Annotated in this window: 25 protein-coding genes and 3 pseudogenes; 18 read left to right on the forward strand and 10 right to left on the reverse strand. The window is 65.6% G+C overall.

Annotation, left to right across the window (positions count from 1 at the left end):
* Positions 1-74 precede the first annotated feature (74 nt).
* Positions 75-692 (forward strand): GntR family transcriptional regulator, encoded by a 618-nt coding sequence (locus BRAD3257_RS24050; protein WP_244607675.1) that lies wholly within the window; start codon positions 75-77, stop codon positions 690-692.
* Between the two features lie 2 nt (positions 693-694).
* Positions 695-1444, forward strand: a complete 750-nt coding sequence (locus BRAD3257_RS24055; RefSeq protein WP_162500336.1) for an aspartate/glutamate racemase family protein — start codon at positions 695-697, stop codon at positions 1442-1444.
* Here BRAD3257_RS24055 and BRAD3257_RS24060 read toward each other — a convergent pair whose 3' ends face one another.
* Positions 1445-2833, reverse strand: coding sequence for an amidase (locus tag BRAD3257_RS24060; protein ID WP_122403901.1), 1389 nt, complete (start codon positions 2831-2833; stop codon positions 1445-1447). It lies immediately after the preceding gene.
* 88 nt (positions 2834-2921) lie between these two features.
* On the opposite strand from BRAD3257_RS24060, the gene BRAD3257_RS24065 reads away from it, so the two are divergent.
* From BRAD3257_RS24065 to BRAD3257_RS24080, 4 genes are read left to right on the forward strand one after another with little or no spacing between them, the layout of a single operon-like run.
* Positions 2922-4016, forward strand: coding sequence for an ABC transporter ATP-binding protein (locus tag BRAD3257_RS24065; RefSeq protein ID WP_122403902.1), 1095 nt, complete (start codon positions 2922-2924; stop codon positions 4014-4016).
* A gap of 30 nt (positions 4017-4046) precedes the next feature.
* Positions 4047-5093, forward strand: a complete 1047-nt coding sequence (locus BRAD3257_RS24070) for an ABC transporter substrate-binding protein (protein ID WP_122403903.1) — start codon at positions 4047-4049, stop codon at positions 5091-5093.
* Positions 5094-5112: 19 nt separating this feature from the next.
* Positions 5113-5976, forward strand: coding sequence for an ABC transporter permease (locus BRAD3257_RS24075; protein WP_122403904.1), 864 nt, complete (start codon positions 5113-5115; stop codon positions 5974-5976).
* On the forward strand, positions 5976-6791 hold the full coding sequence (locus tag BRAD3257_RS24080; RefSeq protein WP_162500337.1) for an ABC transporter permease: 816 nt from the start codon (positions 5976-5978) through the stop codon (positions 6789-6791). Before BRAD3257_RS24075 ends, BRAD3257_RS24080 begins: the two co-directional genes overlap by 1 nt.
* Here the strand turns inward: BRAD3257_RS24080 and BRAD3257_RS24085 are convergent, their stop codons facing one another.
* The gene (locus BRAD3257_RS24085; protein WP_122403906.1) at positions 6792-7127 is read right to left on the reverse strand and encodes a hydroxyisourate hydrolase; all 336 of its coding nucleotides are present in this window, start codon (positions 7125-7127) and stop codon (positions 6792-6794) included.
* A gap of 26 nt (positions 7128-7153) precedes the next feature.
* Between BRAD3257_RS24085 and BRAD3257_RS24090 the strand changes: the two genes are divergently transcribed.
* Both BRAD3257_RS24090 and BRAD3257_RS24095 read left to right on the forward strand, forming a co-directional pair.
* Positions 7154-8350, forward strand: coding sequence for an MFS transporter (locus BRAD3257_RS24090; RefSeq protein WP_122403907.1), 1197 nt, complete (start codon positions 7154-7156; stop codon positions 8348-8350).
* Entirely contained in the window at positions 8331-9698 is a 1368-nt protein-coding gene (locus BRAD3257_RS24095; protein WP_122403908.1) for an amidase, read from the forward strand. The genes BRAD3257_RS24090 and BRAD3257_RS24095 overlap by 20 nt, the downstream gene beginning before the upstream one ends.
* A gap of 242 nt (positions 9699-9940) precedes the next feature.
* Here BRAD3257_RS24095 and BRAD3257_RS24105 read toward each other — a convergent pair whose 3' ends face one another.
* Complete coding sequence (locus BRAD3257_RS24105; protein WP_244608025.1) at positions 9941-10270, reverse strand: Rieske (2Fe-2S) protein; 330 nt, start codon at positions 10268-10270, stop codon at positions 9941-9943.
* Positions 10250-10390: pseudogene (locus BRAD3257_RS41130) on the reverse strand (FAD binding domain-containing protein); the annotation flags it as partial. The pseudogene BRAD3257_RS41130 and the gene BRAD3257_RS24105, both read right to left, overlap by 21 nt.
* Positions 10391-10533: 143 nt before the next feature.
* On the opposite strand from BRAD3257_RS41130, the gene BRAD3257_RS24110 reads away from it, so the two are divergent.
* Positions 10534-10770, forward strand: coding sequence for a DUF3551 domain-containing protein (locus tag BRAD3257_RS24110; RefSeq protein ID WP_122403909.1), 237 nt, complete (start codon positions 10534-10536; stop codon positions 10768-10770).
* 37 nt (positions 10771-10807) lie between these two features.
* Entirely contained in the window at positions 10808-11818 is a 1011-nt protein-coding gene (locus tag BRAD3257_RS24115; protein WP_244607676.1) for a patatin-like phospholipase family protein, read from the forward strand.
* A 9-nt stretch (positions 11819-11827) separates the two neighbouring features.
* Here BRAD3257_RS24115 and BRAD3257_RS24120 read toward each other — a convergent pair.
* The 3 genes and pseudogenes from BRAD3257_RS24120 to BRAD3257_RS24130 form a co-directional block, all read right to left on the reverse strand.
* A pseudogene (locus tag BRAD3257_RS24120) lies at positions 11828-12175 on the reverse strand (SIR2 family protein); the annotation flags it as partial.
* 218 nt (positions 12176-12393) lie between these two features.
* Entirely contained in the window at positions 12394-12864 is a 471-nt protein-coding gene (locus tag BRAD3257_RS24125) for a metallophosphoesterase family protein (protein WP_122403911.1), read from the reverse strand.
* The gene (locus BRAD3257_RS24130) at positions 12864-13082 is read right to left on the reverse strand and encodes a DUF6894 family protein (RefSeq protein ID WP_122403912.1); all 219 of its coding nucleotides are present in this window, start codon (positions 13080-13082) and stop codon (positions 12864-12866) included. The genes BRAD3257_RS24125 and BRAD3257_RS24130 overlap by 1 nt, the downstream gene beginning before the upstream one ends.
* 258 nt (positions 13083-13340) lie before the next feature.
* On the opposite strand from BRAD3257_RS24130, the pseudogene BRAD3257_RS24135 reads away from it, so the two are divergent.
* Positions 13341-14171: pseudogene (locus BRAD3257_RS24135) on the forward strand (outer membrane protein assembly factor BamB family protein); the annotation flags it as partial.
* On the opposite strand, the gene BRAD3257_RS24140 reads toward BRAD3257_RS24135, so the two are convergent.
* From BRAD3257_RS24140 to BRAD3257_RS41780, 3 genes are all read right to left on the reverse strand, one after another.
* The gene (locus BRAD3257_RS24140) at positions 14144-14905 is read right to left on the reverse strand and encodes a glycosyltransferase family protein (RefSeq protein ID WP_347338435.1); all 762 of its coding nucleotides are present in this window, start codon (positions 14903-14905) and stop codon (positions 14144-14146) included. The pseudogene BRAD3257_RS24135 and the gene BRAD3257_RS24140 sit on opposite strands and share 28 nt — an antisense overlap.
* A gap of 171 nt (positions 14906-15076) precedes the next feature.
* On the reverse strand, positions 15077-15364 hold the full coding sequence (locus BRAD3257_RS41135) for a hypothetical protein (RefSeq protein WP_122403914.1): 288 nt from the start codon (positions 15362-15364) through the stop codon (positions 15077-15079).
* Positions 15365-15376: 12 nt separating this feature from the next.
* On the reverse strand, positions 15377-15508 hold the full coding sequence (locus tag BRAD3257_RS41780) for a hypothetical protein (RefSeq protein ID WP_283809893.1): 132 nt from the start codon (positions 15506-15508) through the stop codon (positions 15377-15379).
* A gap of 180 nt (positions 15509-15688) precedes the next feature.
* On the opposite strand from BRAD3257_RS41780, the gene BRAD3257_RS24150 reads away from it, so the two are divergent.
* From BRAD3257_RS24150 to BRAD3257_RS24180, 7 genes are read left to right on the forward strand one after another with little or no spacing between them, the layout of a single operon-like run.
* Positions 15689-16789: an inositol-3-phosphate synthase gene (locus BRAD3257_RS24150; protein WP_122403915.1), complete on the forward strand. Its 1101-nt coding sequence runs from the start codon at positions 15689-15691 to the stop codon at positions 16787-16789.
* Positions 16789-17385, forward strand: a complete 597-nt coding sequence (locus BRAD3257_RS24155) for a histidine phosphatase family protein (RefSeq protein WP_122403916.1) — start codon at positions 16789-16791, stop codon at positions 17383-17385. The genes BRAD3257_RS24150 and BRAD3257_RS24155 overlap by 1 nt, the downstream gene beginning before the upstream one ends.
* A complete protein-coding gene (locus tag BRAD3257_RS24160) occupies positions 17382-18485 on the forward strand; it encodes a CgeB family protein (RefSeq protein WP_122403917.1) in 1104 nt (367 codons plus the stop codon). The genes BRAD3257_RS24155 and BRAD3257_RS24160 overlap by 4 nt, the downstream gene beginning before the upstream one ends.
* Before the next feature lie 2 nt (positions 18486-18487).
* Positions 18488-19288, forward strand: coding sequence for a nucleotidyltransferase family protein (locus BRAD3257_RS24165; protein WP_122403918.1), 801 nt, complete (start codon positions 18488-18490; stop codon positions 19286-19288).
* Entirely contained in the window at positions 19285-20052 is a 768-nt protein-coding gene (locus BRAD3257_RS24170) for a TIGR04290 family methyltransferase (protein ID WP_122403919.1), read from the forward strand. The genes BRAD3257_RS24165 and BRAD3257_RS24170 overlap by 4 nt, the downstream gene beginning before the upstream one ends.
* Positions 20049-20996, forward strand: coding sequence for a glycoside hydrolase 5 family protein (locus tag BRAD3257_RS24175; RefSeq protein ID WP_122403920.1), 948 nt, complete (start codon positions 20049-20051; stop codon positions 20994-20996). Before BRAD3257_RS24170 ends, BRAD3257_RS24175 begins: the two co-directional genes overlap by 4 nt.
* Positions 20984-22189, forward strand: a complete 1206-nt coding sequence (locus BRAD3257_RS24180; RefSeq protein ID WP_122403921.1) for a phosphopentomutase — start codon at positions 20984-20986, stop codon at positions 22187-22189. Before BRAD3257_RS24175 ends, BRAD3257_RS24180 begins: the two co-directional genes overlap by 13 nt.
* Positions 22190-22234 lie beyond the last annotated feature (45 nt).

Genomic DNA, 22234 nt, shown 5'->3' on the forward strand with positions numbered 1-22234 from the left:
CGTCAAAGGGACGAAAGTCGCCCAAACTCAAGCGGATGGGCCTGCATGAGCGTGCCGCGGCGCGGATGCGGACGATGATCATTCGCGGCGAGCTGCCGCCGGGTTCGCAAACCCAGGAGACGAAGCTGTCGAAGGAGCTCGGCGTGTCGCGCACCCCCTTACGCGAGGCGATGAAGGTGCTGGCGGCTGAAGGATTGATCGAGCTTCGTCCCAACCGCAGCCCGCGCATTGCCGATATCGCAGTGGACGGCATCTCGGAATTGTTCGAGGCCCTCGCCGGCATCGAGCGGCTCGCCGCCGAGCTCGCCGCGGAGCGCGCCACCGAGCGCGACCTCGCCCGCCTGCGCACGCTTCAGACCCGCATGGAGGGTCATCACCGCAACGGCAAGCTCGACGATTATTTCACCATCAACGGCGAGATTCACAACACCATCGTCCGCATGGCCCGCAACACGCCGCTGCGCGAAGCCCACGAGACGCTGATCTCCCGCGCCGAACGCGCGCGCTATCTCGCGCTCGGCGCGAACAGGCGCTGGAGCAATTCGGTCGACGAGCACGCGGACATCCTGGCCGCGCTGAAGGCACGCGACGGCGAAGCCGCCGGCCGCCTGCTCGGCGCCCACGTCGCGCGCACCGGCACGGCGCTGCTCGAAGTCCTCGCCGCCCCTCAGGCCAAACGGACGGCGGCATAATCATGAAGCTGCTGCTGCTCAACCCGAACACCAGCACCGAGGTCACGCAGCTGATGCTGGGAGTCGGGCAGCGCGCCGCTTCCTCCGGCACCGAGCTGATCCCCTGCACCGCGACCCGCGGCGTGCCCTATATCGCCACGCGCACCGAAGCGCAGATCGGCGGCGCCATTGCACTGGAGATGTTGGCCGAGCAGCACATGAAGGTGGATGCCGCAATCATCGCGGCATTCGGCGATCCCGGCCTGTTCGCGGCGCGCGAGACCTTCGACATCCCTGTGATCGGCATGGCGGAAGCCGCCATGCTGACCGCCTGCATGGCCGGACGCCGCTTTGCCATCGTCACCTTCGCCCAGGCCCTGGGCCCCTGGTACGAGGAATGCGTCCGCGCCCACGGGCTGTGGGAGCGGTGCGCCGGCATCCGCATGCTCGATGCGCCGTTTCAGGCGATCTCCGAGGTCGGCACCGAGAAGGAAGACGTGCTGGTCGAACTCGCCCAGCGCGCCATCGTCGAGGACGAGGCCGATGTGCTGATCTTTGCGGGCGCGCCGCTGTCCGGCCTTGCCGAGCGCGTCGCCGACCGGATCCCTGTCCCCGTGGTCGATCAGGTCATCGCCTCCGTGAAGCAAGCCGAAGCGCTTCATGCGCTGCACCTGCGTAAGGCGAGCGCAGGTACGTTCCGCCGCCCCGCCGCGAAGCCGACCATCGGCCTTGCCGATGCGCTCGCCGCCCGGCTCGAGCATCGCGACAGCTGATCAGAGAGGCGGCCGGCGATGCGAAAAACCCAGTTCGTTCTCGAGGCTGCGGCCGAAGGCAAACAAGCGGGATTCGCACCCCGGCGGCGCGATGACCTGGATGCCGAAGGGCAGCTCATTCTCGCCTCGCGGCACCGGCAAAGTCAGGACCGGAAAGCCGACCAGCGACACGATGAAAGTAACGGCGAGATAATCGATCGGCGTCTCCAGCGCCGCCCCGTCGATCGCGGTGACGTCGCTGATCTCGTTCGGCCAGGGGACGACCGACGCAGCCGGCGCGACCAGGATATCGGCACGGGTGAACAGCGCGCGAAAGCTGCGATAGATCACGGTGCGGCGTCGTTCGGCGTTCAGGTAAGCCTCCGCGGACAGCTTTGCGCCGGCCTCGATGTTCCAGATCACCGTCGGAGTGAGCTCGGTACGCCGCATCCTCAGCAACTCGCCATAGCTGCTCGCGATGTGCGCGCCGCGCAGCGTACGAAAGGTTTCGATCGCCCCGCCACAATCGGGCGAGGACAGCTCGACATCGCCAACACGCGCGAGCGCCTCGCAAGCCGCAGCGAAGCGCGCACGAACCTCGCACGCAACCGGCGCGACACCGAAATCGGGCGTAACAGCAATCCGGGGACGGCCAGCGATGGGTCGATCATGGCCGGCACCGTGGAGCGAGAGCGGATCATTCGCATCGCCTCCGGCGCAGGCCGACAGCGCAAGCTCGAGATCGTCGACACTGCGGGCGAGAAAACCGTGCGTGGCCAGCATGTCCCAGCCGAGCGGCCGGCGCGGCGACGGAATGCGGCCGGGGGTCGGCCGGATCGAAGCGACGTCGCAGAAGCTGGCGGGCGTGCGCACCGAGCCACCGAAATCGGTGCCGTGCGCCAGCGGCGCCATGCCGGTCGCGACGGCGACGGCAGAGCCGCCGGACGATCCGCCGGAGGTCAGCGCGAGATCGAACGGATTGCGTGTCGGCCCGCGCAATCTGTTGGTACAGACCGCACCAAAACCAAACTCCGGCGTGTTGGTCTTGCCCAAAATGATCGCGCCGGCGCGCCGCAGCCGCGCCACGATGAGATCGTCCTCGGCCGGGACGTGATCGCGGAACAGCACCGAGCCGTAAGTCGTCGCAAGTCCCGCCGTGTCGGTGAGGTCCTTGATCGCGATCGGCACGCCATGCAGCGGGCCGATCGGCGCAGAGGCCGCATCGCACATCTGCGCAGCGCGGCGGGCGCCGTCCGCATCGACCGTCACGAATGCCGCCAATCGGGCGTCGAGGCTCGCAATCCGGGCCAGATGCGCTTCGATGGCGTCACGGGAGGACAGCTCGCCCCTCGCAATGGCGCGCGCAAGCTCCGTGGCCGTGAGGTCGCATATCGATCGATCCGATGTCATCGGGCCACCATGCCAAAATGCTCGCCGAAAAGCGACAGGCGCGGGCACGAGACTTGCTTTCTCTTCTGGAGCAACGGGAGGCAACACCATGGCTGATGCGCCAAGCGGCCGATCGCTCGTCGTCGACGCGGTCACCCACCGGTATCCGAGTGGCGCGCTTGCGGTCGAGAACATCAATCTCGACATCAAGGGCGGCGAGATCATCGCCCTGCTCGGCCCCTCCGGCTGCGGCAAGACAACGCTCTTGCGCATCATCGCCGGCTTCATCGCCCAGACGCAAGGGAGGATCATCATCGGCGACGACATCGTCGATGCGCTGCCGCCGAACAAGCGCGCGGTCGGCATCGTGTTCCAGAACTACGCGCTGTTCCCGCACCTGTCGATCAGCGAGAACGTCGCCTATGGCCTCGCCGCCCGCGGCATCGACAATGTGACGCGGCAGCGCGAGGCGCAGCGCCTGTTGGAGCTGGTGCAGCTCCCGACAATGGCCGAGCGGCTGCCGCGGCAGCTCTCCGGCGGGCAGCAGCAGCGCGTTGCGCTCGCCCGTGCGCTCGCGATCAAGCCGTCGATCCTGCTGCTCGACGAGCCCTTCGCCGCGCTCGACAAGAATTTGCGGCTGGACATGCAGATCGAGGTCAAGCGGCTGCAACGCGTCTCCGGCATCACCACGCTGATCGTGACGCACGACCAGGAAGAAGCGCTGTCCATGGCCGATCGTGTCGCCGTGCTGAGCCATGGCAAGCTCGAGCAGTTCGGCTCGCCGTCGGACGTCTACGACCGTCCGCAGACGCTGTTCGTCAACACCTTCGTCGGCTCCACCAACCGCATGCCCGGCGTCGTGGTTTCGGTGGACCGCACGGCGGCAAAGGTGCGCCTCGATGCCGGCGCGGAGATCATCGCGCGTCCCGCGGGCGGTACGCTCAGCGAAGGCGGCCGCGTCACGGTCTGCATCCGTCCCGAGCATCTGCAATTCGTCGGCGACGAGACCGGCTTTGCCGGCGTGATCGGCATGTCGCTGCCGCTGGGCGCCACCGTCGTGCACGAAGTCACCACCGCCGATGGTTCCGGTGTCAAGGTCTCTCAGGCACGCATCGGCGAGACGCGCGCGCTGGAGAACGGCGCGGCGGTGCGTCTCGCGCCGCTCGCCCCGTCGCTCGCCAACGCCTTTCCCGCAACGCTTTGAATTCAGTTTCTGTCCAGAGGGGAGTTCGACATGATCATGAATCGCAGAAGCCTGCTGACCACCGCGCTCACACTCGGCGCCATGAAGGCATTTCCTGGCCTGAGCTACGCCCAGGCCCGTCCACTGGTGTTTGCGACCTTTACGGGAAGCTGGGAGGAAGCGCACAAGGCCGTGCTGGTGCCGGCGTTCCGCAAGGCTAACGCGGACGCCGCGATCGTGCTGGACCCCATGCTCTCGGTCGACCAGATCGCCAAGGTGAATGCCGCCAAGGCCAATCCGCCGATCGACGTCATGCTGCACGATCCCGGCCCGGCCCTCGTCGCCATCGGCCAGGACCTGGTCGATCCCTATCCGGTCGAGAAGAGCGCCTACTACAAGGACCTGATCGCCGAGGCGCAGGAGCCGATGGGCCCCGCCCCATTCTTCCAGGTCGTCGGCCTCACGTACAATCCCGAGGCCGTCAAGACGCCGCCGACCTCCTGGGCCGACCTCTGGAAACCGGAGTTCAAGGGCCGCGTCGGCATCACCAACCTCAACTCGACGCTCGGCACCGGCTGGCTGGTCGAGATCGCCAAGATGCGCGGTGGCTCCGAAGCCAATGTCGATCCCGGCTTCAAGGCGCTGGAGGAGCTCAAGCCCAATCTCGCCGCGGTCGCCGCCAATCCCGGCGCGCTCGCCACCCTGTTCCAGCAGGGTCAGATCGACATCTCGCCCGGCAATTTCAACGCCATTCAGATCCTCAAAGCCCGCGGCGTGCCGGTCGAGTTCGTGGCGCCGAAGGAAGGCGCCATCGCCTTCAAGACCACGATCCACATCGTCAAGAACTCGCCGAACCGCGAGCTCGCCTTCAAGCTGATCGAGGCGGCGTTGATGCCGGAAGTGCAGACCACGCTGATGAACCCGCCCTATCTGATCGTGCCGACCAATTCCAAAGTGGCGATGGGCGGCGAGATCGCGCGCGTGCTGGCCAAGGACGCGGCCGAGCTGAAGAAGAAGTTCGTGTTCCAGGACTGGAAGAAGATCAACGAGCAGCGCTCGGCCTGGATCGAGCGGTTCAACCGCGAGATCAAGATCTGAGACATTGAAGGCTTGAGTCATGGGCGCAGCACCGGCATCACGGGACGTGACGTCCTACGGAATGGGATTGGCGGCGCCGCTGGCGCTGTTCTTCCTGGTCTTCTTCGTCGCGCCGCTGCTGCAATTGTTCTGGCTCTCGCTGCACAACGACACGGCCGGGCTCCAATGGGGGCTCGGCCAATACCTGCACTTCCTCACCGATCCCTTCAGCCTCGGCGTGCTCGGCTCGACGCTGCTATTAGGGGCCGAGGTGACGGCGGTCTGCCTCGTGCTCGGCTTTCCCATCGCCTGGCTGTATCAGCGGGTCGGACCAAGGCTTCAGACCATCATCATCCTGATCGTGCTGCTGCCGCTTTTGACCAGCGTCGTGGTGCGCACCTTCGCCTGGATCGTCATCCTCGGACGCCAGGGCATCATCAACGCGACGCTGCAATCGCTCGGCGTCATCGATACGCCGCTAAAATTGCTCTACACCCAGTTCGGCGTGGTGATCGCGCTGGCGCAGGTGCAGATGCCCTTGATGACGCTGCCGCTGATCACCGCGCTCGGCCGCATCGATCCCAATCTCGACGATGCCTCCTGCTCGCTCGGCGCCGGGAGCTGGCGCACCTTCTTCCGGATCGTGCTGCCGCTGTCGCTGCCCGGCGTCATCGCCGGCTGCACGCTGACCTATGCCGCCGCGATCACCGCCTTCATCACCCAGTCGCTGGTCGGCGGCGGGCAGATGCTGTTCATGCCGATGTATCTCTACCAGCAGGCCTCGACACTGCAGAACTGGCCGTTCGCGGCCGCGATCTCGATCATCTTCCTGCTCGCCGTGCTCGCGGTCGTCTCGGTCTTCACCACGCTCGGCCGCCTGTCGCGCGGCTATGGAGGCGCATGATGAGCGGCCGCAAGCGCACGCTCGAGGCGATCAGCTTCGAGCTCGTCATGACCGTGATCGCGGTGATCGCGCTTGTCATCATCATCGCGCCGTCGCTCGTGGTGCTGATCGTCTCCTTCACCAGCGGCTTCTCGCTGCGCTTCCCGCCGCCGGGCTATTCGCTGCGCTGGTACGCCGAATTGTGGAATGCCTGGCAGCTGCATTTCGCGGCCAAGAACAGCCTGATCGTGGCGCTGTGGGCGACGGGCCTGTCAGTCGTGCTTGGCGTCGCCGCGGCGCTCGCGATCTCGCAGTCGCGCACGCTATCGGCGCGGCTGCTCGATTCCCTCTTCATGTCGCCGCTGGTGCTGCCGGCCCTCGCCTTCGGCCTCGCCGCTCTGATGCTGTTCTCGCTGGTCGGCCTGCCGGTGTCGCCGCTGACCTTGGTGATCGGCCACACCGTGGTCTGCGTCCCCTATGTCGTGCGCAACACGGTCGCAGCCCTCGCCCAGCTCGAGCCGACCCTGCTCGAAAGTTCGGCGGTGCTCGGCGCCAGCCGCCTCTACACCTTCCGCCGCATCGTGCTGCCGCTGATCCGCCCGGGCATCATCGCGGGCGCTTTCATCGCCTTCATGTCGTCCTTCGACAACGTGCCGGTGTCGCTGTTCCTGCGTGATGCCGCCACGGACATGCTGCCGATCCGGATGTGGCAGGACCTCGAGGGCAAGCTGGATGTCACCATCGCCGCGCTGTCGGGCGTGCTGATCATCGCGACCGTCGCGCTGGTCGCAATCATGGAGCGCGTCACCGGCCTGTCGCGGCGGCTGACGAATTGATCAGGCACCGCGGAACAGCGAATAGCCCCAGCGGGTGAATTTCAGCGGCAGATGAAAATGCTCGTCAACGTTCTTGATGCGGAAGCGGAACGGCGTCACGGTCAGGAAGCCGTCGCGCTCGCCGAAGAACTCGCCGAGATGAAACAGCACCTCGTATTCGCCGGCCGTCACGCCGGCGCCTTGCGCGATGGAATGATCGAGCACGCCATTGCCGCCGAGCCGCCCGTCGGCGATGCGCAGCGAGTCCGGATCGATCCGCCAGATCTCGACGCGCAGCCCCTGCGCCGGGCGCCCGCTTGCCACATCGACCGCGTGAATGGAAATGCCGCCTGCCACGATGTTCCTCCCATGAGCACGCCGCTATGGTAGACGCAAACACGGCCGCTCGGCCAGCACCGGCGTTGCTGCCGGCCCTCGGAGCGATGACCGCGCTGCAGGGCCTCGTCGCGCTGGCCTTGTTCGCGCCCGGCGTGGTCGCGCCGCGCGCGCATATCGAGGTCTGGCAGCTCTCGATGTTTTCCTGCGCGGTGTTCGCGGTCGGCATCCCCGCCTCGTTCTGGGGCGGCGGCTTCATCGCGCGCCTTGGCTCGCTGCGGATCGCGAGCCTCTGTGCGGCGGCCATCGTCGTCGGCATGGCATTGGCTTCGCTCGGATCGAGCGCCGCGCTGCTCGCCGCAGGCCTTTGCCTCGGCCTTGCCATGGGGCCCGAGACGCCCGCGAGCGCGGCGCTGCTGGCGCGGCTCGTCACCGCCGAGCGGCGCGCCTTCGTGTTCTCGGTGCGTCAGACCGGCAACCAGATCGGCGCGGTTTGCGGCTCGCTCGCGCTGCCCGCGATCGCGATCTCGCTCGGACCGGCCTGGTGCTATGCGTTTGTAGGCGGCTGCGCGCTGCTCGCGATCCTGTTGTTCGAATGGTTGCGGCCGGCCTATGCCGGCAAGGTCGCTCCGCCGCCAAAGCTCGATCTCCGCGCGCGGCTGGCGCTGGTGATTGCGGACCGGCGGATCGCGACGCTGGCGCTGGCCTCGATGCCGTTCAGCGCGATGCAGGTGTCGCTCAACACGGTCTTCGTCACGCTCGGCACGCGCGAGCTCGGCCTTGGCCATATCGAGGCCGGCATGGCGCTCGCCTGCGCGCAAGCCGGCGGCCTCGTCGGCCGGCTCGGCTGGGGCTATGTCGCGATGCGCCTCGATGCCTCGCGGACGATTCTCGTCGTCATTGGCCTCGGCATGGCATTCTGCGCCGCGCTGCTGGGCCTCAACGGCGCTTCGCTCGGTCGCGGCGGGCAATTCATCATTGCCGCACTGTTCGGCCTGACGGCGTCGGGCTGGAACGGCGTCTTCATCGCCGAGATCGCCCGCCTCGCCCCGCAGGAGCGGATCGGCGAGACCACCGGCGCGGTGCTGACAGCCTCCTATGCGGGCCTGCTTGCGGCGCCGGCGCTGGTGTCGATCCTGGATGGCGTGGCCAGTCTCGGCATGGCATTCTTCACCTTGGCCTGCCTCGCTCTCTGCGGCACATTGGCGCTGATCTGGGAAGGCCATGACAAAGCCGAGAAATAGCGCGCGCGAGATTGCTGCCGACGTCGCCGCCGGACGGACGACTGCTGTCGAGACCGCCAAGGCCGCCCTCGGCCGCATCGAGGCCGCAAAGGCCTTGAACGCGGTCGTCGCGGTCAATTCCGCACGCACGCTCGCCGATGCCGCAGCCGTCGATGCTCGCCTGCGCCCCGGCGAGACCATGCCGCTTGCCGGCGTCCCCATCGTCGTCAAGGACAACATCTGGGTCGGCGGCTGGCGCGTGACGCAAGGCTCGCGCCTGTTTGCGAACTTCATCGCGCCGCAGGACGCGATCGCGATCGAGCGCCTGCGCAGCGCCGGAGCGGTCATCGTCGGGATCGGCGCGACGTCCGAATTCGCCTGCAAGGGCGTCACGACCCCGCAGCTGTATGGGCCGACGCGGCATCCGCTCGATCCCGCGCTGACACCCGGCGGCTCATCGGGCGGCCCGGCCGTGGCCGTCGCTGCCGGCCTCGTGCCGCTCGCGATCGGCACAGATGCCGGCGGCTCGAGTCGCAGGCCGCCGGCGCATGTCGGGGTCGCCGGCTTCAAGCCGTCCTATGGCGCGATCCCCTATGGGCCAGGTTTCGCCGAGCCCTTCTACGGTCTCTCCGTCATTGCACCGATCGCCGCCGAAGTCGCCGACATCACGCTGGCGTTCGAGGCCATGGCCGGCCTCGATGGACGCGATCCGGATTCTGCCGTCGTTGCGCAGCAGGCCAAGGACACCGCCGGTCAGCGCATCGCGTTTTCGCCGCGCCTTGGTCTCGATGTCGCGATTGACGATGTCGTCGCGAATGGGCTCGCCTCCGCTGTCGACCGACTTTCCGCGGCAGGTTTGCGCATCACGCAACGCGATCCCGTCTGGTCGGCAAACGCCACGGAGGACGCCATCATGCCGCTTCAGCATGCGGGTCTGGCGGCGCTCTGTGGTAACGCCTTCCGCATGGATCCGACTATCTTCGATCCCGATGTCGCCAAACAGATCGAGCGAGGTCTCTCCTGGTCGGGTACGGAAGTTGCCGGAGCGCTGCTCGCGAGCGCCGCGATCGCCAATGCCTTCGCGGCTTTCTTCACCGAGATTGACCTGCTGCTGACGCCAACCGTCCCATGCGCTGCGTGGCCGCTGACGCAGCTCGGCCCGGACATGATCGGCGGAAAAGCCGCAAGCCCTCGTGCCCACGCGGTATTCACGCCCTTTGTCAATCATGCCCGCCTGCCGGCGATTTCGATTCCGTGCGGAACCGATCGGCACGGGCTTCCATTCGGCCTTCAGATCATCGCCGCGCGCGGACAAGACCGCTCGCTGCTCGCAGCGGCGCAAGAGGTAGAGGCCATCTTGCGAGCGTAGTTTCTGGCGCAAGCTGCTGGCAAGCTCATCCCGGTCGAAGGTGCCGACCATTTCACCATTCTCGAGGCGCTGCGGCGGCCGGACGGCATTCTCGTGGAGGCTGCTCGGCGACTGCTGGACTAAAACTGCAAAAACAACCCCATGCACAGTAGAGACGCCGTTGTTTTCAAAAGACAATTTTCGAGGCCAGATCGACACCGCCATCGCTTTGACTCGTCGGGCAAAACAGGAGCATAGTGCCATCATTGCCGCGGCTGCCGCTCCTGCATCTCAATCCAGATTTGCTCGCCCGTGATCCGCACCGGATAAAGCCGCAGCGGCGGGCTCGACCATCCCGAATTGATCGCACCGTCGCACAGATCGAACGATGCGGCGTGACGCGGGCAGTACAGCCGCCCTGCCCTCACCTGCCCCAAGCCGAGATCCGCCTGCTCGTGCGGGCACGCGCGATCGCGTGCGATGATATCGCCCTCGTTCCAGATCACGAGCACGTCGAGGCCCGCGACGTGTACGCGAACGATCGTCTCCGCCTTCAGCCGGTCGAGATCGCAGACCGCTCTCCAGGCTGAAATCCAGTCCGCGGCGGGATCGGCATGGCTGAGCGAGCCGCCGATCGTGCCGCGGTTGCGCACCGGGCGATAAGCGATGTTGGCGGCGACGCCGCGCATGGCGCCGCGGGTCACATCCGTGATTGCAGCAATCAAACCTCACTTCATCGCGCTTTAGATCATCCGCCGCCCCGCTCGCGATCAGCGATCGCCTCGACTGGCGTGCACGCGCGCGTTTGGAACACCGCGTCACGCGCCGCGTTTAATGTCGAAATTGGAGATTTCAGATGACATATCGATTGCTCGCCGCTACCGCCGCTCTCGCGATCATGGGCAGCTTTGCCGCCCCGAGCGCCGCGGTCGCGCAAGATCGCTATTGCCTGCAGGGCCGGATCTGGGGCTATCCGGGCAATTGCCAGTTCGCCAGTTACAGTCAGTGCATGGCGAGCGCATCGGGAACGAACGCCTATTGCGGCATCAATCCCCGCTACGCCTATGCGCGCCGTTACAGGGGATACCGGTGATCAGCCCAGGCCTCCACATCGGCGACAGGCGCGCGTCTTGACCGATCCCACAGCAGAGCCGAGCGGCACGACGCCAGCAGAGCGCCCCCTCACCGCCATCGCATTCTCCGGCGGTCTCGGCCTCGGCGCGTATCATGGCGGTGTGTTTGAAGCGCTCACCTCTCTTTTGTTGCCGATCGACTGGGTGACGGGCTCATCGGCAGGGGCCATCACCGCCGCACTGATCGCGGGGAGCCCGAGTGCCGAGCGGCTGCGCAATCTACGCAGCTATTGGCATGCGCCAAGCAGTCCAGCCGGAGTGCCGAACGCGGGCCGCCATACGTTCGCCTGGCTGAGCTCGATCAACACGCGCGTGCTGGGTCGTCAGGGCTTCTTCCGTCCCCGCCTCCCGATTCCGACATCTCACTTCGCCGGCCTTTACGACCTCGGCCCGACCCGCGAACGCCTTCAGCAGTTGATCGATTTCGGACGTCTGAACGACGGCGATCCGCGCATCACGATCTGCGCCACGGACCTGGAAAGCGGCGATGCCGTACTGTTCGACTCCTCGTCCGAGCGGATCGAAATCGACCATATCCTGGCCAGTTGCGGATTCCTCCCTGAATTCGCTCCGATGCAGATCGCCGGCCGGTGGCTCGGCGATGGCGGGTTCGCGTTGAACGCGCCATTCGATCCGATCCTCGAAACTGCGCGACGGCTCCGCCTCTATGTCGTCGATCTCTTCCCGCGCGACGGCAAGGTCCCCGACGGGCTCGAGGCCGCGGCCGAGCGCAAGAGCGACCTGACCTTCGGCAACCAGACCTTCCAGCGCCTTGGCTACGCCCTGGAGGCCCGGCAGCTCCGTGCCGAGCTTCAGGACCTCGATGACGACGACGAGGTCTATCTGCTGAGCTACCGGCCGGGCCGCGAGGAAGCAGGTCCCGAAAAATCCTTCGACCTGTCGGAGGAGGCCATGGCGCAACGCTGGCGGGCCGGCTTTCTGGACATGCAGTATGCCGCACGCCTGGCCCCGATCCCGAACGGGATCTGCAGCGTGCGGCGGCTTTAACGATGTCTCTCAATGGCCAGGGCGCGAGCTGCTCTCCATGGGTCGATCGAGGCGCCGGCGAATGTCGCGCGGCAGCTGCGTGAGACCGTCGTCGGCGGCCATGCCATCGGGCGGAGCAATGGTGGTGATCCCCCGGTTCGCGAGCACAGCCTCCTGCACCGGATTACGCTGCGCGACGAACACGAAGGATTTCCGCCGTTCCTGACTGTGCCCGGACTCGTCCCAGATCTGCCAGATCCGGTGCAGCAGCAGGCGGATATTGGGATCGGACATGCTGTATCCGATGAAGAGCAGCGTGCTTCCAAGCGCATCAGCGCGAAAACGGATATCGAGCGGAGAATTGAAGGCGAGCCGATTCGAATTTCTCCGTGCTGAGGCTCCCGTGGGATCGCCACTCGCGTTGTGACCTTCACGTGGAGCAATGAGTTGGCAGCGGGGTCGTTCCCGAGCCGATCGTCGCGGCGCGAACGAATACAGAGGCGCAAGAAATCCCGAAAAGGACCGGATCGACGCGAGCGGCCGCCAGTCGCCTGGAGCGTTGGCAACTCGAATGCGCGCCAACCAGATGCACGCTCCTACGAGCCGTCGAGATCATGAATGACCGGCCGCAGCGGGCCGCTCGGATAGAGCTCGAGCGTTGCCAGCGTAATCGGCAGCTTGAACCGCCGCTTCCCTGCACTTCCCGGATTCAAGTAGAGCACGCCTTCGGCGGTCTCGATCCGCACGCGGTGGGAATGGCCTGAAACCACGACGTCGATCCCAAGCTCCGCAGGATTGATCGTCAGCTCCTTGAGGTCGTGCAGGATATGGAAGCAGCGGCCGCCGAGGCGCAGCGTTTGCGTTTCAGGCAAACGTTCCGCCCACGCCCCGCGATCTACATTTCCTCTGATCGCGGTAACCGGCGCGATCCGGCAAAGCCCATCCATCACAGCCTGGGTGCCGATATCGCCGGCGTGGATGATGTGCGAGACGCCGGCGAGGCAGTGCTCCGCCTCCGGCCTCAGCAGCCCATGTGTATCGGCAATCACCCCAATCCTGAACGTCATCAATGCAGCACGTCCAAAGGCATCCGGCCGACTTCCTCGCCATCGTCGTTCGTGACCAGGATCGAGAAGTGACGGCCCTTGAGCTCGGGATGCTCCTCGAGCAGGCGCCTGGCAATTTCTTCGGCAACATCCATGGCTTTCATGTCATCCGGCAGTTCGGCACCCCTCTCGTCTGCCACGGTTTCGGAATCCACCAAATCAAAATGATAGCGCGGCACGTCCGGCCCTCGGGTTTTCCCGCAGGAACGCCCGGTCTCGAACCTTCGTTCCGGCGTGGAGGCCGTCTGCGGTTCTGAACAACAGGAACATCTCGGTTCCCAAGACATTGCAAGCAGCGAGCATTGGCACCGCCCGCAACCTCGGGGCGTTTCTCCCTCCGCTGAAGTGAACCCCATGATCCGTCGTTCAGTAGACTGGTTACGCGACGCGCCATTGCTGGCCGTCACCATCCTTGTCGTCACCATCATGGGACTGCGGTGCCGCAGGGTCCGGCGCCCGGGGATCGGCTGTCGCCCACCCAACCCTTCTCCGAATTGAGCTTCCGGCCACCTCGCATGCTGACGGACGCTCAGATGTGGGGCAGCACGATGTTCGACCAGCTCGCCTGCCGCATCAAGTTCAAGCGCCTGCGCTATGAGGGGCCGTTCACGCCGCCGTCCGAACAGGGCACGCAGGTCTTCCCTGGAGATTTCGGCATGTTCGAATGGGGCGGCATCGCCGTCGATCCGCGGCGCCAGATTGCGATCGCAAATCCGCAATCGATTCCCTTCATCTCGCGTCTCGTGCCGCGCGGAAAGGACAATCCGGCGGCGCCCAACGCGGCGCATCCGCCCGGCACCGAGCTCGGCGTGCAGCCGATGTACGGCGCCCAGTTCGGCGTCGATCTCGGGATTTTCCTCTCGCCGCTCGGCATCCCCTGCCTCGCCCCGCCCTGGGGCAACATCGCCGCCATCGATCTCAGGACGCACAAGGTGGTCTGGCAGCACCGTATCGGCACGATCCGCGATCAGGCTCCGTTGTCGCTGCCCTTCAAGCTCGGCGTTCCCATGCTCGGCGGCCCGATCGTGACGGCTGGCGGCATCATCTTCATCTCGGGAACGATGGATGACTACATCCGCGCCTTCGACGTCCGCGACGGCAAAGAGCTTTGGCAGGCCCGCCTTCCTGCCGGCGGGCAGTCGACGCCGATGACCTACTCAGTCGGCGGCAGGCAATACGTCGTGACCGTCGACGGAGGCCATGGCTCATTCGGCACCAAGCTCGGCGACTACGTCCGGGCCTACGCGTTGCCCGAGCGGCGGCAATAGCCGAGTTGCACCTCGAGCGCATCGCGCACTTCGGCGACGACATGGCCCCAATCGCCCGGCCGTCTTTGGCGAAACAGCCGCACGCTCGGATACCAGAACGAGTGCGCTCCGGATTGAGGCCAGCGCCAGTCGCAATCGGCATGCAGCAGCACCCAGGCCTCGCATCCGAGCGCTCCCGCAAGATGCGCGACCATGGTGTCGACGCAAATGAGAAGGTCAAGCTGCCGCAGGCGATGGCCGAGGGCCACGATATCGGGCGTGCTGATCTCCAGCGCACCGAGCGCCGCGAGCTCTTCGCTGCTGGCGCCGCGCTGGAGCGAATAGAGCGTCACGCCCGGTCCGGCGACATGACGCAGCAAGACGGCCGGAACCTCCCGCCGCTTGTCCCAGTCGCCGACTTTCCAGACCAGGCCGAGGGCCAGACCTTGTTCCCCCCGCAGCGGCGGAACTGCAGCGGGAGGCAACGCCAGGTAGGGAACGCGCATCTCGACCTGATCCCGCCGCGCCCTGATGGCGTGCGGCACCTCCATGATTTCGATATCGACCTCGAAACCGACCTCGGGCGCTCCATCATGCAGCGGAATTGCGCGATCGACGCCCGTGGCGCCCGCGGCCAGCGGCAGCAGCTCGGGTTGACACCACAGGGTGACGCTGCGCGCGATCTCGCGAAGCGCGCGCATGAAGCGCAGGAACTGAATGGTGTCGCCGAGTCCGTGATAGCAGCGCACCAGCACGTGCTTATCTTTCAGATCCTCGCCGCGCCAGATCCGCTGGAGATGCCGCGGGCCGGTGTGCTTGGGCGGATGCGCCGTTTCCAGCAGATCACGATCGTTGATCGCCCAGGCGCGCGCAAAATCGCCCGCCCTGATCGCCTCAGCCCAACCGCCCGCCATTTCGCGCAGTCGCTAGTGTCGAACGAATTTGTGGAATCGGCTGAGCTTGCCGTCCTTGGTTCGGTCCTGGTGCAGGAACGCAATGCCGGCTTCATCGAATTTTTCAAAGAACTCGTCCCAGCTGATGCGGTCCAGCCCTTCGTCCGGCGGATCGAAATCGATGCGCAGGATTCCGGCGTGGCCATCTTCTTCCGTCGCCTTCACGGTTGCGGGTTTCCCTCCGCGCTCCTCGGCCCATTTCCGAATGACATTGTGATCGGTGGTCTGCTGGGCTTCAATATTCTGCGCCTTTGAAGTCATGTCATACCTCGCTTACTGGCCGGGCGATGAGCCCGGCATCGCATCGAACCATTGGCCGACAAACGCGGACCGAAGCAATTTGTTCTTTCGCTCGGATGCTAAGCAGTCCTGCGACGCAAGCATCATCTTCTTCATCTTCATCATGAAAGTTCTTCGTTCCCTACGGGCGGCCGGGGATCCTATCCCATGTTAAGCCCGCCGCATTTTATCTACCCGAATCGCGCGCGACGCGACGCTCGGATCTTCCTGCCAGGAACGAACATACCTTCCGCACGTTCGCCGACGTACTTACCGACGCCGTCTGTTTCCCGGAGGCTCCATTCCATGCATTCTCGTCTTCAAGACAGGCGCCGCGTGCGCGTCGGACTCGTCGGCGTCGGCAATTGCGCGAGCTCCTTCGTCCAGGGCCTCTCCTACTACCGGAACGCCAAATCGAACGAGCCGGTCCCGGGACTGATGAATGCCGAGCTCGGCGGTTACCATATCAGCGACATCCAGATCGCGGCGGCGTTCGACGTCAACGCCGGCAAGGTCGGCCGCGATGTCGCCGACGCGATTTTCGCGCCACCCAACAACACGCACCGCTTCTCCGATGTCGCACCGACCGGCGTGATCGTGCAGCGCGGACCGGTCATGGACGGCATCGGGCACTACCTGACGGACGACGTTCCGATTGCGGACGTGCCGGAGGCTGACGTGTCCGAAATCCTGGCGATGTCCCGCACCGACGTCCTGGTGTCCTATCTACCGGTCGGCTCGCAACGCGCCAGCGAATGGTATGCGGCGCGTGCCATCGAAGCGGGCTGCGGCTACGTCAATTGCATTCCCGTCTTCATCGCCTCCAATCCGGAGTGGCGGCGCCGCTTCGAGGAGGCCGGCCTGCCGGTCGTCGGGGACGACATCAAGAGCCAGGTCGGCGCCACCATCTTGCATCGCGTGCTCGCCAATCTCTTCCGTGACCGCGGCGTGCGGCTCGACCGCACCTATCAGCTCAACGTCGGCGGCAATACCGATTTCAAGAACATGCTGGAACGGGAGCGGCTGACCTCGAAGAAGATCTCCAAGACCCAGGCCGTGACCAGCCAGTTCGACGTCCCGATGGACCCTGATAACATCCATGTCGGGCCGAGCGACCACGTGCCGTGGCTGACCGACCGCAAGCTCGCCTTCATCCGCCTGGAGGGAACGACGTTCGGCGGCGTTCCCCTGAGCGCCGAGGTCAAGCTCGAGGTCTGGGATTCTCCGAACTCGGCGGGCGTCGTGATCGACGCAGTGCGATGCGCCAAGCTCGCCATGGACCGCGGCCAGGCTGGAGCGCTGACCGGTCCTTCCAGCTATTTCATGAAGTCGCCGCCGCAACAGTTCACCGACGAGGAGGCCGGACGGCGGACACGCGCCTTCATCGACGACAAGGCGTATGCGTGATGGCCAAGATCATCCATCTCGTTCGGCACGGTCATCACGCCCTGCTGGGCCGCGTTCTGTGCGGGCGAATGAGAGGCGTCGAACTCGACGATCTCGGCTGCGAGGACATGGCGCGCTGTGCCGGAACCCTTTCGCCTCGACCGACGCTCATTCAATCCAGCCCGCAGCGACGGTGCATGCAGTCGGCCTGCATCCTCGCCGCGCATTTCAGACTGCCGGTCGAGATAGCCCCGGCCCTCGACGAGATCGACTATGGCGAATGGACCGGACGATCATTCGACGACCTGGCGCCGGATTCACGATGGTCGCGCTGGAATGGGCGACGCGGCACGAGCCGACCGCCGGGCGGCGAGAGCATGCGGTCGCTTCAAAGTCGCATCGTTGCTCATCTGGAGCAACTGCGCAGCGATCGCAATCTCGACATCGTCGTCGCAGTCAGTCATGCCGAGCCGATCCGTGCCGCGCTCCTGCACTATTCGCGGACGCCGCTCGACGAGTTTCTCTCGATCGAGATCGATCCAGCCAGCACCAGCACGCTCCGCGCCGACAACCGCGGCATGAAGATCACCGGGATCAACCAGCGGGTGCCGGCGTGAAGATCGTCATCTTCGGCCTGACAATCTCCTCCTCCTGGGGCAACGGACACGCCACCCTGTGGCGCGGCCTCTGCAAGCACCTGGCACGGTCGGGATACAGCGTGGTCTTCTTCGAGCGCGACGTTCCCTACTATGCCGGTGCCAGGGATCTCTACGAACTGCCCGGCGGCGAGCTCCGGCTGTTCTCGAACTGGGACGATGTGCGGCAGGCTGCAAGCGCCGACGTCCGTGACGCCGACGTCGCGATTGTGACCTCCTATTGTCCCGATGCGGTTGCGGCGACCGACCTGATCTTCTCCGAAGGTCACGCTATTCCCGTGTTCTACGACCTCGATACTCCGGTCACGCTGGCAAGGCTCCTGGCCGGCGAAGCCGTTCCTTATGTCGGCCCGCGCGGCCTGCGGGATTTCGAGCTGGTGCTCAGTTTTACCGGCGGACCTCGCGTCGCGGATGAATTCCGAGACAGGCTGGGTGCCCGCGACACCCGGCCGCTCTATGGTCACGTCGACACCGACATCCACCGGCCGGTCGCGCCCCAGCCGCATTATCGCGCCGATTTGTCCTATCTCGGCACCTATTCCGAAGATCGTCAGCGCACGCTCGAGACGCTTTTCGTCGCGCCCGCGCGGGCGCGCAGGGATCTCCGCTTCCTGATTGGCGGAGCGCAGTATCCGGACGATTTCCCATGGTCGCCCAACATCTATTTCGTGCGGCACCTGCCGCCGCCTGAGCACGCACCGTTCTTCGCCTCGTCGCGGCTGACCCTCAATGTCACGCGCCGGGCCATGGCGGAGATGGGCTGGTGTCCGTCCGGCCGGTTGTTCGAGGCCGCGGCCTGCGGCGCGCCGCTGCTCAGCGACGATTGGCCGGGAATAGCGGATTTCTTCGCGCCCGGAGAGGAGATCCTGATCGCACGCGACGAGCATGACGCGCTCGCCGCACTTGCGATGACGGATGCCGAACTCCGCCGCATGGCCCGGCGCGCCTATGAACGCACCATGGACCAGCACACGTCCGACAAGCGCGCGCGTGAACTGATCTCGATGCTCGAGCAGATAACGTCGAACCGCGTGAGCCGGCAACAACCCGAGGAGGCCTGATCATGTGGGGCATCGTTCCGGCCGCGGGCCGCGGCAGCCGCATTCAGCCGCTCGCCTTCTCGAAGGAATTGCTGCCAGTCGGCAGCCGGCGTGACGACGGTACGGACCGCCCCTGCGCCGTCTCCGAATATCTCCTGGAGCGGTTGATCCTGGGCGGTGCCGACAAGATCTGCTTCGTGATCTCGCCGGGCAAATCCGACATCCTCGAATATTTCGGTGACCATTACGGCAGCGCCGAGCTCGCCTATGTCGTGCAGCCGGAGGCAGCCGGCCTGTGCGACGCCGTGTTCAGGGCAAGCACCGTCGTCGGGCAACACGAGGATGTCTTCGTCGGACTGCCCGATACCGTGTGGTTTCCCAAGGCGGCCTTGCATTCCCTGCCGGATGCAGACCTCTCGTTCCTGCTGTTCCCGGTCGAGCACCCCGAATTCTTCGATGCGGTGGTGCTGGACGGCGAGCAGGTGACGGAGATCCAGGTCAAGCAGCCGCACGCAACCTCGCGCTGGATCTGGGGCGCCTTCAAGATGTCGGCGCGCGGCTTCCGCGAGCTCCGGTCGCTGTGGCACGCGCGCGAACGCCGCGACGAATATTTCGGGACGCTGGTCAATGCTTATCTTTCGTCCGGTGGCCGCGGCATCGGCGTCAAGGCCGGCGAATCCTACGTCGATGTCGGAACCATCGACGGCTATCGCACGGCGATGGCGCTGCTCGCCGAGACCTCCGAGGGCCGATCGAGGCTGCGGGCCCGCGCGTCGTCGGACGGCGCCCGCCCGCTCGCAGCGAACAACGGAGCGAATGCATGACCAGAGGTGCCCTCTCCCGTGAGGAGATCCGCCAGCGCATCGACGCGCTCGGGCCATGGTTTCACAATCTCGACCTCAAGGGCGTGCCGACCGCGCCGTCGCACTTTCTGGGCGACTATCCCAATGTGAAGTGGCAGCGCTTCTCCGGAATCATCCCCGATCGGCTCGAAGGCAAGACCGTGCTCGACATCGGCTGCAACGCCGGCTTTTACGCCATGGAGATGAAGCGGCGCGGCGCCGAACGCGTGCTCGGCCTCGACACCGACGAGGAATACCTTGCGCAAGCCCGCTTCGCGGCCGAAGTGAACGGACTCAGGATCGAGTTCCGCAAGATGTCGGCCTATGATGTCGGCCAGCTGCGTGAAAGGTTCGACCTCGTCATCTTCATGGGCGTGCTCTACCATCTGCGGCACCCGCTGCTCGCGCTGGACCTGATCCATGAGCACGTCGCCGGCGACCTCCTGCTGTTCCAGTCGATGCAGCGCGGCGACAGCCGCGTCGACGCGATCGAGAAGAACTACGACTTCTGGACCACCGAGCAGTTCGATTCGTCCGGCTACCCCAAGCTGCACTTCGTCGAGCATAAATATGCCGACGACCCCACCAATTGGTGGGTGCCCAATCGCGCCTGCGTCGAAGCCATGCTGCGCAGCGCGGGCTTTGCCATCGCGGCCCATCCGGAGGATGAGGTGTATCTGTGCAGGCGCACGACGCGGCCGCAGGCCGATGGCCCGGTCTATCCGTCGCGGGAGACGGACCGATGATCGAGGCCGCCAAGATCTGGAACGAGCCCAACAACAAGTCGCATTGGGACCTCCTGATCGACCCGGCCTGGGCGATGTTCGCAAACCTGGCGCTGGCGGCCGGCAAGGCGATCCGCAGTGCGCACCCGACCTTGCCGCGCGTGCTCGGCGGCATCTCGCCGATCGACCCGTCCTTCATGCGCAACATGCAGGCGCGCGGCGTGATCGATCACGTCGACGCCGTCGCCGTGCACGGCTTTCCGCTCGACTGGAATTTGTGGCAGATCGGGGAATGGCCGGCCAAGATCGAGGAGATCAAGGCTGTCATCTCGCTCCCGGTCTGGGTGACCGAAGTCGGCGTCTCCTCGTTCGGCGCCGAGGAGGTACAGGCCTGGGGCCTGTCGCGCACAGCCGAGCTCTTGATCGGCCGCGCGCCGCGTATCCACTGGTACAGCCTCTACGATCTCCCTTCGACCTGGGAGGCGACCACCCGGCACAAGGAGGCGGAGGGTTCCTCCTATTACCGGCACTTCCACATGGGCCTGCTGCGCGAGGATGGAACGCCGAAAGCCGCAGCGGAGCTGTTTGGCCAATATGCGCCAGACATGGGTCTGTGCCAGTGGTTTCACTTCGAGGACCATCGACTTGATGACGCCGTGCGCTGGATGCGCCGCTTCGGCGTGAGGCACTTACGGACCGGCCTGTCATGGGCCGACAGCTTCCGTCCCAACGCGCTCGACTGGTTCGACCGCCAGATGGACGCGCTGGCCGAGTTCGATGTCACCGTGACCTTCTGCTTCACACCGGAACACCGCGGTCTCGAACCTCATCACACCAGCCCGCCGCTCGACGTCAACGAGTTCGCCGATTTCTGTGCGCAGATGGTCGAGCGCTATTGCACGAAAACCGGCGTCGCTTCGTCGCTGACGACGCCGCCGCTCAGGGAGCCGACATGCGTGCCCTGATCCTCGTGATGGATTCGGTCGGTATCGGCGCGGCGCCCGATGCCGTCAATTACGGTGACGAAGGCGCCAATACGGTCGGCCACGTCGCGGACGCGTGCATGGCCGGCCATGCCGACAGCCCGCAGCGGGAGGGCAGACTGCGCGTTCCCAATCTGGTGGCACTGGGACTGGGTGAGGCCTGCCATCTGGCCACCGGCCGCGTCCCGCCCGGGCTCGACGGCCGGGTTCAACTTGCGCGCTATGGATGCGCGAGCGAGATATCCTGGGGCAAGGACACGCCGTCCGGCCATTGGGAGATCGCCGGCGTGCCTGTCGCGTTCGACTGGGGCTATTTTCCAAAGATCCAACCCTGCTTCCCGCGCGATCTCGTGGAGAAGCTGTGCGAACTGGCCGGACTGCCCGGCATCCTCGGGAACTGCCACGCCTCCGGCACCGACATCATCTCCGAATTCGGCGAGCGCCACATGCGCAGCGGCGAACCGATCTGCTACACCTCCGCCGACAGCGTGTTCCAGATCGCGGCGCACGAAGAGACGTTCGGGCTCGAGCGGCTCTACGAGGTCTGCACGATTGCGAGGCGGCTGGTCGATCCCCTGAACATCGGCCGCGTCATCGCGCGTCCGTTCGTCGGATCGAACGCGCATGACTTCAAGCGCACCTCGCACCGGCGAGATTTCTCCGTTCCGCCGCCCGAACGAACCATTCTCGACCTTGCGCAACTCTCCGGCCGCGATATCGTGACGATCGGCAAGATCGACGACATCTTCGCCCATCGCGGCACCGGGCGAAACCTGCGCGGCGACGGCAATGCGGCACTCTTCGATGCCACGCTGGATGGGCTGGCGAGCCTTGCAGAAGGCGGGCTGCTGTTCGCGAACTTCATCGATTTCGACACGCTCTACGGCCACCGGCGCGACGTGGCCGGCTACGCAGCGGCGCTCGAAGCCTTTGACGTCCGCCTTCCCGAACTGCTGAACCGGCTGCGAAGCGACGATCTGCTGATCATCACCGCCGATCATGGCTGCGATCCGACCTGGAGCGGAACCGATCACACGCGCGAGCAGGTCCCGATCCTGGCACAGACCGCGCAATCAATGTCTCCGATTGGCCGACGCGCGGGGTTCGCCGATATCGGTGCGACCGTCGCGAGACATCTCGATCTGCCCGCGCCGCTTCATGGCGCGCATTTCTAGCCGCCATTCACTTGGGTTATTGATCCAGGTTAGAGAAATTTTCGT

The organism is Bradyrhizobium vignae, assembly GCF_900324035.1.
In the GTDB taxonomy this organism is placed as follows: Bacteria; Pseudomonadota; Alphaproteobacteria; order Rhizobiales; family Xanthobacteraceae; genus Bradyrhizobium; species Bradyrhizobium vignae.